This is a genomic window from Desulfobulbus rhabdoformis (assembly GCF_016919065.1).
In the GTDB taxonomy this organism is placed as follows: Bacteria; Desulfobacterota; Desulfobulbia; order Desulfobulbales; family Desulfobulbaceae; genus Desulfobulbus; species Desulfobulbus rhabdoformis.
In genome coordinates this window covers 98,120-114,156 of sequence record NZ_JAFFQA010000001.1, presented here as the reverse complement: position 1 = coordinate 114,156, position 16,037 = coordinate 98,120, and the positions used below count along the sequence as shown (strand labels likewise).

Sequence of the window (16,037 nt, the reverse complement as noted above, 5' to 3'; positions counted from 1 at the left end):
TTGTTGAGCTTGTCCCCTTATTATATCCAGCTGTTAAAAAAATCATACCCCTGGTGTGCATCACCCCTGAAAAAGACAAAAAAAATCCCCCGCCGCCCAAAGGGGCGACAGGGGTGTGACAACACGAAGAAGCCAGTGACTTATTCGTCGTCTTTCTGCAGCGATTTCACTAACAGACCGCCTGCAAGACCAAGCATGCCAAGCTCTTTAACCTGTTTTTTGGCTGCAAGGGACATTTTGGTGAGTACGGAGCGGCGTAGCGCCACCTCGGGCATTTCCTGGGGGGCTGCTTGCATCAACAGCTCCATGTCGCCTTTTTTGCTGCCGTAATACCTTCCATTGGGGCCAATCTGGACAGCTTTGGAGGTGAGGCCCACAGCACCCTTTTTCACGTACTGGGCGACTTCCGAGTTGGGATCGTCCAGATCGCCAAAGATACGCGCCCGAGCCAGGCAGGTCTGCACGCAGGCAGGTTCCAGCCCTTCGGCAACGCGGGGCATACAGTAGGTGCACTTGTCGACTTTGCCCAGGCTGTTGTCGTCGGCCAAATCCTCGTTAACGTAACGGGCGTTGTAGGGGCAGGCGTCGCGACAGGCACCACAACCAATACAACGCTCGTGGTCTACCTGAACGGTCCCGTTAAAGGGATCTTTCCAGGTGGCACCCACTTCCATGGTCACGGTTTTTCCGGTTTTGGCGTCCTTAAAGGTCATCTCGACCGGATCTGCCGGGCATACCGGGACACAGGGGGGATTTTCGCAGTGGTTGCAGAGCCCTGGGTAGTAGGTGGCCGCCATACCCGAAGAGGTAAGGCTGGGGCCAAGGCGGAACACCCAGTTTCTGTCGTACTGAGCGGGGACCTCCCACTCGGCTTTACAGGCGATGACGCAAGCGTGGCAGCCCACGCACTTGTCGACATCGATGATCATGCCATATTGCATAGCTACTCTCCTTCAGAGATATACGAATCGCTCGATAACGGGTCTATCGGTCCCACAATCAGCTGACTTTGATAAGTTTGACGAAGTTGTTGCGCATGCCGTGGGCGCCGGTTTCAGGATCAACCGCCAGCTTGGTAATCAGGCTGGTGTCGTCAACACCCTTGTCATGGCCCAGGGTCATCTCTTTGTTCATGGTACCAAAGCCGTGGTACATGTAGACGCAATCCTGACGAATACCCGGGGTTACTTTTACCGTAGTATTGGTACGGGATTTTACCCCATCCTGGTTGACAAAGGAGACCGTGTCGCCCTCTTTGAGTCCCAGTTTGGCAGCCAACTTGTCGTTGACCCAGACCGGATTGGAATCGCATTCAGCCAACAGCCAGGCGTTGTTCATGGTGCGGTTGAAGGTGTGTACCGGTGAACGACCATAGAGCAGGCGCATGAAACCCGCGGGCGGCTCCTCGACCGGAATGTAAGTCGGGATAGCGGGAAAATCGTAGTCTTCAAGGTCTTCACTGGAGAAAACAATATCCAACTCGAGATCGCCGTACGGGTCTTGACCCGGTTGCAGATGAATACCATCTTCCGCTCTGATGGATTCAATAGACAGGTTCAGGGGGGCCAGCCGTTTGTTGATCATCTCTTCCTGGGTCTGAACCGGAATTTTGTCTCCATAGCCCATGCGCTTGGCGATCTCGTTGGTAATATAGATCGACTCCTTGCGCTCAAAGCCCGGGGCGACCAGCGGCATACGCGGAGCGATATACTGCTGCTGCTCGTCGGCGAAGTTCCACTGGGTACCGGTTTTGATGTAGTCGTACCGCTCCAGATAACTGGTGTCGGGCAGGAGAATGTCGGCGTACATAGTGATGTCGGTGGGCATGACATCAACGCACATGACAAAATCCATCTGCTCCAGCATCTTAATGGTCATCGGTTGGTTGGGAATGGTCTGAATCGGATTCTGGCCCCAGACAACACAGCCCTTGATCGGATACGGTTCACCTTCGATGGCCGCATTGCGGATCAGATCGGTCGGGGTGCCAGGAGGAGAGAAGGGGTAGATATCCTCTTCGTGGTGGATGGCTTCCGCTTCCTCATCGCCACTGGGCCATTTGACCTTGGCCAGTCCTTTGGGACCTTTGGGGGGAACAAAGCCACCTTTCACACCAAAGGCACCAAGAATACCGGTCAGGCAGGCAAGGGCGCGCTGACGCTGGAAGTCGTTTCCGTACCAGGATACATGGCGACCGGGGTGAATGGCAACGTTGGGCATGTTTGCAGCCAGGAGTTCTGCGACCTCTTTGATCTGGGAGGCCTGAATGTCACAGACTTTGGCAGCTTTCTCCAGGGTCCATTCCTGAATCCCTTCAGCCATCTCATCAAAACCTTCACCGTACTCGTCGACAAAGTCGGCATTATACTTCTCGTTTTGGATCAGGTAATTCATGATCGCAAGCAAAAAGGCCGTATCCGTACCAGGCTTAATCTGTATCCAGATGTCGGATTTGGCGGCAGAGGCAGAGTAACGAGGATCAACAACGATCAGCTTGGCACCGTTTTCCAGACCTTTGAGGTAGCGTTTCATATGGGAGACATGGATATTCTCACCAAAGTGGTCACCAATCAGCAGCATGACCTTGGTGTTCGGCATATCCACGTTCTCGCCGGGAGGCATACCTATGGTGGCAAGGTAGGCGGTATCGCGGATACCGCGGCACTGGAAGAACGATGCCTCAGATACGTTGGGGGTACCCACGGTGTGCTCAAAGAAGTTCATCGGGTAACTGGCGGTGGAGCCATGAGGGAACATGGCAATACCTTTGGAACCGTATTTTTCCTGAACTGCTTTGAGTTTGGAGGCACAGGTATCCAGGGCTTCTTCCCAGGAGATACGCTGCCATTTGGGAGCCCCACGTTTTCCGACGTTTTTTAACGGATATTTGAGACGGTCCGGATCGTAGAGCAGCTTGACACCGGCGTTACCACGGGCACAGATAGACTCTCCGTTGTCAATGGATTTGGGGTTCCCCTCCAGTTTTATCAGGCGGCCATCGCGGATTTTTCCGACCAACTGACAACGCCAGAAACACATCTCACAGACACCACCGACCGCAGTCTGGGTGTCTTTGAAACTCCCCTGTGCAACCAGGGGTGCTTTAACAACTCCTGATTCTGCTTTTGCCGCTACTTTGGATAGCGGCACGGACGCAGCGGCAATAGAGGCGGCTTTGAGGAAATTCCGCCTGGTAAGGTTCATTGCCATTTACTGTTCCTCCTTGGTGAAAAAATCAATTAACCGTATCGACACCGCATAAAAGGGATGTCGAGCTTCTTTATTCCATTGTTTCAAAAATCGTTCAAACCATGGCCGGAAGAGAGTACGGAGGAAAAAATCCTCGTCATCAAATTTGGCTTCACCGGCCAGTGCAGCCAAAAAATCGAGTTCAAAACTTATATGGTCGGCGGGCTCGGTATCATTTGCCAGATCATAGCCGTGCTCTCTGTAAAAATCCCGGGTTCGCTCCGTTGTTTTCCCCTGCAGGGTCCCATCGCCATCAATATAAACAGAGGCATACAGTGGCAAAGTTTTTTGTTTGGCTGCAGTGATAAACAGACGGGTGTATTCGGTCCGGAGGTCATCAAGGGGGGCCGGGGTCTGTGCCCGCCAGTTTTGAAAGGAGGCGAGATCTTCGGGCCTGTCAAGCGAGGCAAGCAGTGACTCCACCGCATCAAAAAGAGGCTCGCCACAAAAGGCAGCCTCTGGATAGCGCATGGTTAAGGACAGAAATGAGTACAGGGAGCTGAGCGTTGCAGATTCAGTCGCCGAAGCGTCATCCTGATCGATAGGGGGGGTATGGGTGGCCATGGCTGTATGTTCAACAAAAGTAAGAATCCTGGCATGTACGACACGAAAGGAAGTGAATATCTGCTTGTGGACCAGATTTGGGACGAAATTTTTCCCGCTCGATTCTACAAAAAGTATTCAAGAGACCTTCATGCGAATCTACGGGTGTCGGCAAAAGGATTGTGAACAATACCGATTTATTGTTGCTCCCCGCTTTCCCCGGTAGGCCGCAAAAGTGTCACAAAAATTCGGTCACACTGTAGCATAGAATCATGTATTCCACAAGATACCATAATTTAGTGCTAAAGGTTTCCTGGCGCGCTACCGAAAAGACGATACGGTCGAGGTGTTTGTTCAGGGAAGAAGGTGCACCTCTGCAGGCCGCCACCGATAATGATAACCAGGGAAGGACTATCATGAAGATCGCAAATTCTACCATTGAACTGACCAGTTCGCGTACCTCTGTTGAGTATTATCACAAAGAAGAATCCCTGACCATGTGGCGCCAGGGCACGGCGCTGAGCCGAAGCGAGCAGGTTGATGCCGAGGGGGATCAGCTGCAGGCAAAGGCTCTGGAGGCTGCGGATGAGGCAGCGAAGGTATCTCTTTCCGAGGCCGGACAACAGGCCGCAACCGCTGTGACTGCTGAGTCAGCCGAGGTGAGAGCGTCTCTGGAGGATGCTGAACTCCTCGATGATCTCAATATACGGGTTCTTCGTTCTTTTTTTGAGAAAATCACAGGACGAAAATTTCGTATGTTCAACCATGGTGCGATACAAAAAGCCATGCATGCGGCAAAGGCCTCTGAGGTTTCAACCGAGCCACGGGCGGGAGCACAAAGGCAAGGGTGGGGCGTTGAATACCGGAAACAGGAAATTTACCACGAGTCGGAATCAACGCAGTTTACTGCCCAAGGGGTGATACAGACCGCCGATGGAAAGGAGATTCAAATCGGAATTGAAGTGAATATGAATCGTAGCTTCACAACAGGCAAAGAGGAGTTATTGCAATTGGGGGATGCAAAACTCAAAGATCCGCTGGTGGTCAATTTCGGAGGCAACGCAACCCAGTTGACCCAGGAAAAATACAGCTTTGACATTGATGCCGACGGTAGCGAAGATCAAATTTCCTTTGTCACCTCAGGCTCAGGCTTTCTTGCTCTGGATGCCAACGAAGATGGTCAGATTAATGATGGCAGTGAACTTTTTGGCGCGCAGAGCGGGAATGGGTTCGGCGATTTGGCCAAGTATGATGAGGACGGCAACGGCTGGATTGACGAATCAGATTCTATTTATGAAAAACTCCGCATCTGGACCAAAAATGGGGCAGGAGAAGACCAGCTGCTGGCTCTGGGGGAGAAAAATATTGGGGCGCTGTATCTGGGGAATGTTGATTCTGCATTTAGCATCAAAAATACGGAGGATAATGCACTCCAGGGGCAGGTGCGCTCCAGCGGCATCTTTTTGTTTGAAGACGGCAGGGTGGGGAGCATGCAGCAGTTGGATCTGGTTGCTTAGGTCTGCATCGGGCTCCATGCTTGACGTGGAACCCCTCGCTCGGTATAAGCCAAGGAAAGAAGCGAGGTTCTCAAATATCCCCCTTGATTCAGGAGGCCAGAGCATGGAGTTACAGATTCCCGCAGAAGTGAAAGGCAAGCAGGAGCTGGTTGTCACCCTTGATGATACCGCCGCAAAATACGGATCTGGATTGGTGGAGGTGTATGCCACGCCAGCCATGGTGGCCCTGATGGAAAAGACTTGTCTGCAATCGGTACTTCCCTACCTTCCCCAGGGGCATGGCACGGTCGGTATTAAAATAGATGTAAGTCACTCCAAAGCCACCCCGGTGGGAATGAAGGTAACCTGTGAGTCAACCCTTATTGAGGTCGATCGGCGCCGCTTGGTCTTTGAGGTCCTTGCCACCGATGAAAAGGGTGAGATCGGCCGTGGGCGGCATGAACGTTTTGTGATTGATACCGCCAAGTTTATGGAAAAACTATAGAAGTCTTATAGCGTTTTGTCTTTTCGCAAACTGTTCATTTTGCATTCGCTGGATTTTTTAAAATATTTTTTGGCTTTTTGAGCTTGATAACATATTCGAATTATTTGAGAAGCCCTTTGCTCAACGGCTCAGTTTCAGGTGTTCCCTCTTTGCATGTGCGGCAGGCTGCATCTTGCACGACTGGATGCAGCCCCGCCTCGCACATAAATTCTATAATTTCTTTAACTATTGAGCGGTTGTGGTGACTCTTCGAGTCATTGTCGCATCAATTTCCTGTACGTTCTCCCTCGTGCAATCCGCCTTGTTCCTTAAAACGACCATAGCCTCAGCCTGATCGCATCGGGATCATGTTTGCCTAAAAATGGTACTGTGTCTTTTTTTCAGGACCGGGGCGCCTTGGTTTGTTTCTGTAAGTTCCCCCCCCCTCGTATCAAAGGTTTCTGCCGCTGAGATAAGTGCCTCCAATACGTAATAAACAAGCACATACAGATTTTTTTGTTGACTCGTTATTTTTTGCAAAATATAACGAAGGGCGCCGCAACTCAGACGAGAAGGGGGCATGTCTATCCATGCTTTATTGTGCCCAAATGTGTTGGGCATCATGAATGGAGATGACTGCTATGAAGACTCGTAAGGTGAAAAATTTGTACTGCAGCCAGAGAATAACTATTCAGAAAATGAAATGTTAAGCAGGTCAGTGAGAAAGTGAAAAGATAAATATCTGTAATGTGCACCAGAGGAGAATGCCTATGAAGTTATGGACTGTGCTTGGAGCTATGTTGGTCTTCGGTGGGGGCTTTTTCAGTTTTCCCCCTGCCTGGGCCGAAGGATATGGGCCGGAGCAGGTAGTGATCCGATCCAAAATTGACACGGAAAAGGTACCTCGACCAGCCTACTTGCCCCACCATGCCCATCAGTGGCTTGATTGTGACGGATGTCATCATGGCAAAGGCGCGGATGGAAAGAAAGAGGACTATGTTCCCGGTAAAAAAATCGAGCGCTGCGAAACCTGCCATAACAGTGGGGCAAACAGGCAGAAACGTCTGGCGACCTTGAAACTCGCTGCGCATAAACTGTGCATGGAATGCCACCTCCAAAACGATAAGGACTTGGCGCGGTGCGGAGTCTGCCACAATAAAAAATAAGCGTCTTTCTCTTATAAATTCATCCAAGGAATGATCATGCAGCACGAACAAGAACAACGAAGTGGGCTATCGCGACGACAATGGATGCTCGGAACCGGCGCATTGGCAACGACCGCGGCTCTGAGCCATTTGAGTGGCTGGTTGCCATCAGCCGGTGCTGCTGGTGGTAAAACCGAAAAATGGCCCTGGCCATATGAAAAACTCGACCCCACCATAACGGCTGAGTTGGCGTATAAGGAATGGTATCGAGTCTTTTGTGGATGTGCCGTTATCAGCAGTGTCTTTACCCAGTTGCGGGAAAAAGTTGGCGAACCCTATAGTTCCTTTCCTATTGATGCCTTTGTTTTTCTTGAGGGGGGTGTTGCCAGTTGGGGGACTATTTGCGGATCCAATGCCGGTGCTAATATCGTTGTCAACCTGATTATTGGTCCACGAATCATTGGTGCAGTAGACGGACACCTGATAGGGACCGATATAATGCAGTGGTACTGTGAATCCGCATTGCCGATTTTTGAACCAAAGTCACCGAAAATTCGTGAGCCTATCCCCCAGACTATCAGTGAATCGCCTCTGTGTCATGTTTCGGTGGGCAAATGGATGGCGGTTGCCGACAAGCCGATCGGCAGCCCGGAACGTAAGGATCGATGTGCGCGGGTAACGGCCAGCGTGGCATATCATCTGGTTGAGTTGCTTAACGCATGGAAGGATGACGACTACGATGACGAAGGGGACTGGACCCCTCTCTCTGATTATGGCATCAATGCTCAGCCAAATTGCATGGAATGTCATGCCGGAGGTATTCCTGAAGCACCACGGAAAAAAATCTGAATTCGAGCCCCTCACCTCGCCTCAGTCGATGAAACTGAGGGAACGTGAGGGGGATTCGCTCAAAAACCGAAGAACTTCTTTCCCTCGGCAGGTAAGTTCACAAGAGTGCTCATGCTTTTTAAGAGCTGGATTCATCATGACCACCATGCTCACTTCACTTTCGCAGACCGATCTATTTGCCATTGGAAATGTATGAAGAGATCGTTTCTTCCTCACGCCTGCAGCTGTATCTTGCCTGAAGTCAACCGGGCCGAATCATTCTTGGCAGTATTCTCCGCCACCTGACATGGACGGATCTCTCCGGCCAGAGGAGCATTCGTCTTCTTTTCAGCGCAACGTTGAATTACGCTGCTGAATGCCCCAAAAGGCGGCGGGTGAAACTGAACAATACATGAATTTGTTTAAAAATATTCGTCCATTTAAAAGGATACGTTGTTCAGTGCCCACCCACCGTCACGGATTCAAGTGATCTTTATTTTCGTTAGGTGCCTGATATTTGTTGAGCACTCCGTAGAGCATGTCGGGAAGGTCGTTTTTCTGGCGGGAACTGCGTTGAATCTGTTTCAGGCATTTGTCAAAAGTCAGGGGTTCTCCCATGAACAAGTGGCGCAGCAGAAGCGAGATCAAACGCGTGATGGTGGTCAGGTTAGAGATGCGGGATTGGAGTTCATGGTCCCGGTCAAAGGCGGTGGAGGCAAAAATTTCAACCGGTTTGCCTTCCAGTTCGCTGATGGAGAGGTACCATTTGTTCTGGTCGCGGTCGATGGCACGATACCGTTTTCCATCAAGCACTTCTGGTAGCTCTGCTTCACTGGCGATGGTGTGAGTCGTTCCTCTGGGAAGGATTGGCTCGTCGTGAAAGTTTTGCCAGAGTGTGCGAATGAGCTCTGGTTTTTCACGCACAGTGGCGGCAAGTTCAGTGCATTTACTACAGTATCCATCCGGGGAAAGTGGTGTTTTCTGCTGGCAGCCGCAGAGGGTGCAGGAATGTGTTGTCGCGCTCAAAAGAGTACTCCGTTGTTCGTCATGGGCTGCACGCGAAGTGCTGCGTACAGATTTTTTGGGTAAAGATTGCAGCCGTAAAGCATGGACTTGGCGCAGCCCTGAATACCCGTAAGTGGTCAGGGACGAATCATTTTTGCGATTGGGGGAAAATACACTGCTCATAACAAAAGAACAAGTCGGTATTCGCCTTTTTAATCGTGGTTTTCACCTCTTGTCGCGAATATCCGGCCTTTTCCCTTGCAGATTCACACTGGCTTGGTAAAATCTCTAATTTTGTGGATGGGCCCGACCGTATCTCTCTTTTACAGCATACTCAGGAATCACAATGGATTACAGGGAAACACTGAACCTGCCGAAAACCAAATTTAAAATGAAAGCAAATCTGACCCAGCGGGAGCCTATGGTGCTCAAGCAGTGGGAAAAGGAGAAGCTTTACCACAAGATTCAGCAGGCGGCAGCCGACCGTCCCCAGTTTATCCTGCATGACGGCCCTCCCTATGCCAACGGTAATATTCATCTAGGTACCGCATTCAACAAGGTACTCAAGGATATCATCCTGCGCTCCAAGCGCCTGGCCGGCTTTAATGCACCGTACATTCCGGGCTGGGATTGCCATGGTCTGCCCATTGAGCATAACGTCGACCTGGAGCTTGGTCAGAAAAAACAGTCCATTTCCATTCTGGGCAAACGCAACGCCTGTCGCAAATATGCAGAAAAATGGATCAAGACCCAGCGAGAGCAGTTCAAACGTTTGGGGGTGATCGGCGATTGGGATGCCCCTTACCTGACCATGAACTTCCCCTACGAGGCAGCCATTGCTCGGGAGTTCAATAAATTCCTGTTGTCCGGTGCGGTCATCCGTTCCAAAAAGCCGGTCTACTGGTGTGCCACCTGTGGGACTGCCCTGGCCGAGGCCGAGGTTGATTACGCAGATCATACCTCTCCCTCTATCTACGTGAAGTTCCCGGTTGTCGACGATCTGGGCCCAGTTGCTCCCGAGCTTGCCGGCAAAGAGGTGAAGGTGCTCATCTGGACCACCACCCCCTGGACCCTGCCGGCCAACCTGGCCGTGGCCTTTCATCCTGACTTCGAGTATGCGGCTGTTTCCGTGCAGGGCGAGATCTGGATTTTAGCCAAAGAACTGGTCGAGAGTTGTATGCAGCTCTTCGAGATCACTGACTACTCTATCCTCACCACCTTTTCAGCCAGTGGCCTTGAAGGCAAGTACTGCCGCCACCCCTTCATGGAGCGTGATTCGCTCATGGTGCTTGCTGATTATGTCACCGCAGAGTCCGGTACGGGTTGTGTCCATACCGCACCCGGCCATGGTGCCGATGATTATCAGACCGGTCTGCGCTATGGGCTGGAAATTCTCTCCCCTGTGGATGATGCGGGTCAGTATACCAAAGAAGCCGGACGTTACGCGGGCGAACAGGTGCCTGATGTCAACAAGAAGATCATCGCTGACATGGCTGCCGAAGGCTCCCTGGTGAAAGAACTGGCCATCAATCACAGCTATCCGCACTGCTGGCGCTGTAAGGAGCCGGTCATGTACCGGGCCACTGCCCAGTGGTTTATCGCCATGGAAAACCTTGAGCTGCGTCAAAAAGCGCTGGCAGCCATTAACGAGGTCAGCTGGACGCCTGCCTGGGGACAACAGCGGATTTACGGCATGGTTGAAGCCCGACCTGACTGGTGCCTCTCCCGTCAACGTTCCTGGGGTGTGCCTGTCACCGTCTTTACATGTAAGGACTGTGGCGAGATCCTCAAAAACGAATCGGTCTGTGAGAAAATCGATACCCTCTTTGCCAAAGAAGGAGCAGACGCCTGGTTTAAATATGAGGTCAGTGACTTTATCCCCGAAGAGGTGAGCTGCAGCTGTGGCAGTAAAAATTTCCAGAAAGAATCCGACATCCTTGATGTCTGGTTCGACTCCGGCACCAGCCATGCGGCTGTTCTTGAAGAGCGCGACGAACTCTATTCTCCGGCCGATCTCTATCTGGAAGGCTCGGACCAGCATCGTGGTTGGTTTCAGTCTTCACTGCTCACCTCCGTGGGCACTCGTGGAAGGGCGCCGTATAAAGGTGTGCTGACCCATGGCTACGTGGTCGACGGTCAAGGCAAAAAGATGTCCAAGTCCGTGGGCAACGTGGTTGCTCCCCAGGAGGTTATAGATAAGTACGGGGCGGAGGTTCTGCGCCTCTGGGTTTCCAGTGAAAACTATCAGGATGATGTCAAGGTCTCCGATGAGATTCTCAAGCATGTCTCCGATGCCTACCGTAAGATGCGCAACACCCTGCGCTTCCTGCTCTCCAACCTCTACGATTTCAATCCGGAGACCGATAGTGTCGGTCCGGAAGCCCTGCAGGAAATCGATCGCTGGGCTTTGAGCAAGTTTGCCCAGGTGAGTCGCCGTGTAACTCTTGCCTATGAGCGCTATGAGTTCCATGCCATTTACCATGCACTGCATAACTTCTGCGGCACTACCGTCTCCTCTATTTATATGGATGTGCTCAAAGATCGGCTCTACTGCTCCCTGCCGGCAGGGCCTGAACGACGTGCGGCTCAAACGGTTATTTACCGCATTCTTGACGGACTTCTGCGTCTGATGTCGCCCATCCTCTGTTTTACCACGGCCGAGGCATGGGAGCATTTGCATGGCCTGGCGCAGAATGCACCGCTTGAGCAATCAATCTTCTTTGCCAGCTTTGCAGCAGTCGATGATGTGGCAAAGGATGACGCCTTTGATGAGCAGTGGAACAAGCTGCTCAACCTGCGTAGTGGTATTACACGTGTGCTGGAAGCGGCACGTCGAGACAAGGTTATTGGCCTTGGCCTGGATGCCGAGGTGACCCTGAAGCTCAGTGATGAGTGGAAAACCTTTCTTGAGGGCCGCTTGGAGCAGTTACAGGAACTCTGTATTGTTTCTTCACTGCGGCTTGATGCCGGGGAGAGTTCGGGGCTGTCTTTCGTCGTTGATGAAACCATCCCTGGTGTAGAGATCGCCGTGGCACCTGCTCCCGGCAACAAATGTGAGCGCTGCTGGACCATCTCCACCACCGTGGGCGAAGACCAGGAGCATCCGACTCTCTGCGCCCGTTGTTCCCAGGTTGTGCGGCAACTTACAGCATAAGAATATAGGCTTGATCGATGCTGAGCTTCTTTTCTGTTATCCTGGTTGTTATCTGTCTCGATCAGGCCAGTAAATTCTGGGTTATGCACCACTTTTTGCTTCACGAGAGCCGTGTGGTCATTCCCCATTTCTTTAACCTGACCTATATCACCAACAACGGTGCCGCATTCAGCATGCTTGCTGGCCAACCGGCACTGTGGCGGCAGGTTTTCTTTCTCTGCACGGCAAGCGTGGCTCTGGTTTTAATCGGAATAGCCCATCGCAGCTACGGCCGTCGCAGCCTCTACTACACCATGGCTCTTTCCCTGATCGCGGGAGGGGCCATCGGCAATATGATTGATCGCATCCGCTTTGGTTTTGTGATTGATTTTCTTGATGTCTACATCGGTTCCCACCATTGGCCGACTTTTAATATCGCCGATTCCGCGATCACCGTCGGCGTGACGCTTTTTATCTTCTATAATCTACTGTTTGATCGCGAAGCATCAGAACAGTCTTAATTTTTCCAGTAGTTTGACATGAAAAAAACAGCAATTCTTTTTCCGGGACAGGGGTCCCAGTTTATTGGTATGGGGCAGCAGTTTATCGAGCAGGATCAGGACGCGGCAGCGATCATGGATCTGGCTGAAAAGATATCCGGCTTTCCCTTGAAAAAACTCAGCTTTGAAGGTCCTCTCAAAGATCTGACCCGCGTACTTTACCTGCAACCGGCGTTAACGGTGGTCAATCTCATCTGTTATCAGCAACTGTTGAAACTGGTTCCGGACTTGTCGCCGGCTTTTTTTGCCGGTCATTCCCTGGGCGAGTATTCCGCCCTCTATGGTTCCGGTGTATTGAGCCTTGAAGATACCCTGGCTCTGGTCACCAAACGTGGTGAGCTGATGGAGCGTGAGGGGGCGGCCAACCCCGGGGGGATGCGGGCGGTTCTTGGCCTGGATATTCACGAGGTTCAGGAGATTTTACAGGGATACGATGGCGGGGGTATAGCCGTTGTGGCCAACCACAATACCGGCGCACAGATCGTTCTTTCCGGCGATGATGAGGGGCTCAAAGGTGTGGGCGCACTCTGCTCTGAAAAGGGGGCCAAGGTCATTCCGCTCAAGGTCAGTGTGGCCAATCACAGCCCCCTGGTTGCCGGTGCTGTGGATGACTTTGCCGCTTTTATGGAAAATATCACCTTCACTGCTCCCAAGGTCCCCGTGCTCTTTAATGTGACCGGAGAAAAAGAAACAGATCCGGTGGCAATTAAATCCATCATGGCACGCCAGATCGCCTCGACGGTCTGCTGGCTGCCTTCCATTGAACAGATGGTCAAAGAAGGGGTTGAGGTCTTTGTTGAGCTTGGTCCCAAAAACGTACTTACTGGAATGATGAAGAAAATCCTTCCTAAGGGGGCAGGGATCACCTGCCTGCAGGCGGACAGTCCGGAGGGGCTCGCCAAGGTAGCGGAGGTGTTGGCTGGCGAATAACCGCCCGCACCACCATGTTTTTCTTCTCGCTTGACAAGTCAGGGCATGTCGGGTATTAATCGCAATTTTCCGCATGCAAAATCGGAGATGGACTCTTTTGTGCGTTCATCTGAGGATACAGTCCATTTAGCACCTAAAATAACATGTTTGAAAATTTAACCGACCGCCTAGAAAGCGCGTTTAAAAAATTACGCGGCCACGGCAGGCTCACTGAAGAAAACATTCAGGAAGCCATGGGTGAGGTGCGACGAGCGTTGCTCGAGGCGGACGTAAACTTTGGTGTCGTCAAAGAGTTCATTGCCACTGTAACCGAGAAGGCTGTCGGACGAGAGGTCCTTACCAGTCTTTCACCAGGACAGCAGGTGGTTAAAATCGTCCATGACGAGTTGGTCGAGCTGCTCGGAAGCACAGCGCAGCCTATTCAACTCGATGGGCAGCAGCCTGTGACCATTATGCTGGCCGGCCTGCAGGGCTCGGGTAAAACCACCACCGCTGCAAAACTAGCCCGTCAACTGAAAGCAAAGGGGCGCAAGCCCTACCTTGTTCCGGCTGACGTCTATCGTCCGGCGGCTATTGAGCAGTTGCATGTTCTTGGCGAGCAGGTTGGGGTGCCTGTCTTTGACTCGACCACCGAGCAAAAACCGGTTGATATTGCCCGCCAGGCTTTAGCCGAGGCCCGCAACAGTGAATACGACACGGTTATTCTGGATACAGCCGGTCGTCTCCACGTTGATGACGCTCTTATGGAAGAGCTGCAGCAGATATCTCGGGCGGTTGCCCTGACCGAGGTTCTCTTTGTTGCCGATGCCATGACCGGTCAGGACGCGGTTACCGTTGCTGATCGTTTTAATGCTGATCTTGAAATCACCGGTGTCGTCCTCACCAAGATGGAGGGTGATGCCCGTGGTGGTGCCGCCCTGTCGGTGAAAAAAGTCACTGGCAAGCCGATCAAGTTTGTCGGTATCGGTGAGTCGGTTGATGCCTTGGAGGTTTTCCATCCCGACCGTGCCGCTTCCCGCATCCTCGGTATGGGCGATGTTCTCTCGCTTATTGAAAAGGCAGAGTCTGTCGTCGATAAGAAGAAGGCGGATAAACTGGCCAAGAAACTCCAGAAAAACACCTTCTCTCTCGAGGATTTTCTTGATCAGATTCAGCAGATCAAAAAGATGGGCAGCCTTGAGCAGATCATGGGGATGATCCCCGGGATGAACAAACTCAAGCAGCTCAAGGATGCACCCAAACCCGATGAGAAGGAGCTCGCCAAAACCGAGGCGATTATCCGCTCGATGACCCTCAAAGAGCGGCGTAATCACCGCATCATTGATGCGAGTCGGCGGCAGCGTATCGCTAAAGGTTCTGGTACCTCAGTCTCTGAGGTCAATCGTGTTTTGAAAAGCTACACCATGATGCTGAAGATGATGAAAAACCTGAAAGGGAAAGGCGTCATGCGCGGCGGAAAACGCCGTAAGCTCCCCAAGGGGCTCGTTCGATAATATCTGAAGCCGTGAAAGAGAAATCTGCATACGCTTTATCTCTCTATCGCATCGCGAATTCAGTTACTCATTACCGCAATAAACTCAATGAGGCTCACCAGTTTTCACTGCGGGAGCAAATATCCACCGGAGGATAAGAAACAATGGCAGTTCGTATTCGTTTGACTAGAAAGGGTCGGAAAAAACAACCGTTTTATCGTATAGTCGTTGCTGACAGTGAAGCACCGCGTGATGGTAAATTCCTCGACATCGTTGGCACCTACAACCCGATGAGCGAGCCGGCCACTGTTGATATCGACAGCGAAAAACTGCAGGGATGGATCTCCAAAGGGGCCGTTCCGTCAACGACTGTTGCCAGCCTGATTAAAAAACAGGCAGGAGCTGAAGCTGCTGCGTAAATGAAAGCGTTGATCGAGTTCATCGCCGGTAAACTGGTCGATCAGCCTGAAAAGATTGAGGTCAGCCAACAAGAGGATGATGAAACCATCACCCTTGAGTTGCGGGTTGCCCAGGAAGATCTCGGTAAGGTCATCGGCAAGCAGGGCAGGACGGCGCGGGCAATGCGTGCTGTTCTGGCTGCGGCAGTCCCTGGCGAAGGCAAACGCACCCGGCTGGAAATTGTTGAGTAGTGGCCGAAGAGAGCAGCATTGCTGAAGGCCACTTTGTGCTTGTGGGGACGGTTACCCGCCCCCATGGGATCAAAGGGGAACTTAAGGTTCGGCCATACTCAGACCAGCCCGATACTTTTTGTCGTTATACAAAGTTGTATCTCTCCCAAGAAGAGCGGGGAGAGAAAAGACTGTGCACGGCCAGACAGGCTCGTGTCAGTGGAACCCAGGTCATACTGCGCCTTGAGGAATGTCAAGATCGCAATCGTGCAGAACAACTGGCAGGGAGTCAGATCTGGGTGACAAGCGACAAACTCCCGCCACTTGAGGCGGATGAATTTTACCTGCACACCCTGATCGGCAAAGATATCCGTACAGTGGATGGGCAGGACCTGGGCAGAGCGGCACGTTTGCTGAGCACCAGCGGACAGGACCTGCTTGTTATTCGCCAGGCGAAAAAAGAGTACCTGATTCCGATCGTCAAACCGTTTATTCGCTCAATTGACGAACAGGCTGTGGTTCTCGATTTGCCCGAAGGGCTGTTAGAGATCAACGGGTAAGGA

The 16,037-nt window shown here is 51.9% G+C and carries 15 protein-coding genes; 11 read left to right on the top strand and 4 right to left on the bottom strand.

The annotated features are described in order from the left end of the window. Positions 1-140: 140 nt before the first annotated feature. From JWJ90_RS00530 to JWJ90_RS00520, 3 genes are read right to left on the bottom strand one after another with little or no spacing between them, the layout of a single operon-like run. Positions 141-941: a 4Fe-4S dicluster domain-containing protein gene (locus JWJ90_RS00530; protein ID WP_205225226.1), complete on the bottom strand. Its 801-nt coding sequence runs from the start codon at positions 939-941 to the stop codon at positions 141-143. A 58-nt stretch (positions 942-999) separates the two neighbouring features. Continuing rightward, positions 1,000-3,210 (bottom strand): molybdopterin-containing oxidoreductase family protein, encoded by a 2,211-nt coding sequence (locus JWJ90_RS00525; protein WP_205225225.1) that lies wholly within the window; start codon positions 3,208-3,210, stop codon positions 1,000-1,002. Further along, positions 3,211-3,813 carry a TorD/DmsD family molecular chaperone gene (locus JWJ90_RS00520; RefSeq protein ID WP_205225224.1) on the bottom strand — a complete coding sequence of 201 codons (603 nt, stop codon included), beginning with the start codon at positions 3,811-3,813 and terminating at the stop codon, positions 3,211-3,213. 395 nt (positions 3,814-4,208) lie between these two features. On the opposite strand from JWJ90_RS00520, the gene JWJ90_RS00515 reads away from it, so the two are divergent. From JWJ90_RS00515 to JWJ90_RS00500, 4 genes are all read left to right on the top strand, one after another. Further along, the gene (locus tag JWJ90_RS00515; protein ID WP_205225223.1) at positions 4,209-5,309 is read left to right on the top strand and encodes a hypothetical protein; all 1,101 of its coding nucleotides are present in this window, start codon (positions 4,209-4,211) and stop codon (positions 5,307-5,309) included. 103 nt (positions 5,310-5,412) lie between these two features. Then, on the top strand, positions 5,413-5,793 hold the full coding sequence (locus tag JWJ90_RS00510) for a thioesterase family protein (protein WP_205225222.1): 381 nt from the start codon (positions 5,413-5,415) through the stop codon (positions 5,791-5,793). Positions 5,794-6,542: 749 nt separating this feature from the next. Then, entirely contained in the window at positions 6,543-6,938 is a 396-nt protein-coding gene (locus tag JWJ90_RS00505) for a cytochrome c3 family protein (protein WP_205225221.1), read from the top strand. Between the two features lie 36 nt (positions 6,939-6,974). Then, the gene (locus JWJ90_RS00500; protein ID WP_205225220.1) at positions 6,975-7,766 is read left to right on the top strand and encodes a C-GCAxxG-C-C family (seleno)protein; all 792 of its coding nucleotides are present in this window, start codon (positions 6,975-6,977) and stop codon (positions 7,764-7,766) included. 453 nt (positions 7,767-8,219) lie between these two features. Here the strand turns inward: JWJ90_RS00500 and JWJ90_RS23105 are convergent, their stop codons facing one another. Then, the gene (locus tag JWJ90_RS23105) at positions 8,220-8,933 is read right to left on the bottom strand and encodes a TSCPD domain-containing protein (protein WP_240194685.1); all 714 of its coding nucleotides are present in this window, start codon (positions 8,931-8,933) and stop codon (positions 8,220-8,222) included. Between the two features lie 163 nt (positions 8,934-9,096). Here JWJ90_RS23105 and ileS point away from each other — a divergent pair, with 163 nt between their 5' ends. From ileS to rimM, 7 genes are all read left to right on the top strand, one after another. Then, a complete protein-coding gene (gene ileS, locus JWJ90_RS00490; protein ID WP_205225219.1) occupies positions 9,097-11,904 on the top strand; it encodes an isoleucine--tRNA ligase in 2,808 nt (935 codons plus the stop codon). 17 nt (positions 11,905-11,921) lie between these two features. Further along, positions 11,922-12,404: a signal peptidase II gene (gene lspA / locus JWJ90_RS00485; protein WP_205225218.1), complete on the top strand. Its 483-nt coding sequence runs from the start codon at positions 11,922-11,924 to the stop codon at positions 12,402-12,404. Positions 12,405-12,422: 18 nt separating this feature from the next. After that, positions 12,423-13,373: an ACP S-malonyltransferase gene (fabD, locus tag JWJ90_RS00480; RefSeq protein WP_205225217.1), complete on the top strand. Its 951-nt coding sequence runs from the start codon at positions 12,423-12,425 to the stop codon at positions 13,371-13,373. A 143-nt stretch (positions 13,374-13,516) separates the two neighbouring features. Then, on the top strand, positions 13,517-14,866 hold the full coding sequence (gene ffh / locus JWJ90_RS00475; RefSeq protein WP_205225216.1) for a signal recognition particle protein: 1,350 nt from the start codon (positions 13,517-13,519) through the stop codon (positions 14,864-14,866). Positions 14,867-15,009: 143 nt separating this feature from the next. After that, the gene (gene rpsP / locus JWJ90_RS00470; RefSeq protein WP_205225215.1) at positions 15,010-15,264 is read left to right on the top strand and encodes a 30S ribosomal protein S16; all 255 of its coding nucleotides are present in this window, start codon (positions 15,010-15,012) and stop codon (positions 15,262-15,264) included. Then, positions 15,265-15,495 carry a KH domain-containing protein gene (locus JWJ90_RS00465; RefSeq protein ID WP_205225214.1) on the top strand — a complete coding sequence of 77 codons (231 nt, stop codon included), beginning with the start codon at positions 15,265-15,267 and terminating at the stop codon, positions 15,493-15,495. It abuts the gene before it with no gap. Further along, positions 15,495-16,034: a ribosome maturation factor RimM gene (rimM, locus tag JWJ90_RS00460; RefSeq protein WP_205225213.1), complete on the top strand. Its 540-nt coding sequence runs from the start codon at positions 15,495-15,497 to the stop codon at positions 16,032-16,034. The genes JWJ90_RS00465 and rimM overlap by 1 nt, the downstream gene beginning before the upstream one ends. The last annotated feature ends 3 nt before the right edge of the window (positions 16,035-16,037 follow it).

Coding starts and splice junctions, on each gene's coding strand:
- JWJ90_RS00530 (WP_205225226.1), bottom strand. CDS start 941: ATGCAATATGGCATGATCATCGATGTCGACAAGTGCGTGGGCTGCCAC.
- JWJ90_RS00525 (WP_205225225.1), bottom strand. CDS start 3,210: ATGGCAATGAACCTTACCAGGCGGAATTTCCTCAAAGCCGCCTCTATT.
- JWJ90_RS00520 (WP_205225224.1), bottom strand. CDS start 3,813: ATGGCCACCCATACCCCCCCTATCGATCAGGATGACGCTTCGGCGACT.
- JWJ90_RS00515 (WP_205225223.1), top strand. CDS start 4,209: ATGAAGATCGCAAATTCTACCATTGAACTGACCAGTTCGCGTACCTCT.
- JWJ90_RS00510 (WP_205225222.1), top strand. CDS start 5,413: ATGGAGTTACAGATTCCCGCAGAAGTGAAAGGCAAGCAGGAGCTGGTT.
- JWJ90_RS00505 (WP_205225221.1), top strand. CDS start 6,543: ATGAAGTTATGGACTGTGCTTGGAGCTATGTTGGTCTTCGGTGGGGGC.
- JWJ90_RS00500 (WP_205225220.1), top strand. CDS start 6,975: ATGCAGCACGAACAAGAACAACGAAGTGGGCTATCGCGACGACAATGG.
- JWJ90_RS23105 (WP_240194685.1), bottom strand. CDS start 8,933: ATGAGCAGTGTATTTTCCCCCAATCGCAAAAATGATTCGTCCCTGACC.
- ileS (WP_205225219.1), top strand. CDS start 9,097: ATGGATTACAGGGAAACACTGAACCTGCCGAAAACCAAATTTAAAATG.
- lspA (WP_205225218.1), top strand. CDS start 11,922: ATGCTGAGCTTCTTTTCTGTTATCCTGGTTGTTATCTGTCTCGATCAG.
- fabD (WP_205225217.1), top strand. CDS start 12,423: ATGAAAAAAACAGCAATTCTTTTTCCGGGACAGGGGTCCCAGTTTATT.
- ffh (WP_205225216.1), top strand. CDS start 13,517: ATGTTTGAAAATTTAACCGACCGCCTAGAAAGCGCGTTTAAAAAATTA.
- rpsP (WP_205225215.1), top strand. CDS start 15,010: ATGGCAGTTCGTATTCGTTTGACTAGAAAGGGTCGGAAAAAACAACCG.
- JWJ90_RS00465 (WP_205225214.1), top strand. CDS start 15,265: ATGAAAGCGTTGATCGAGTTCATCGCCGGTAAACTGGTCGATCAGCCT.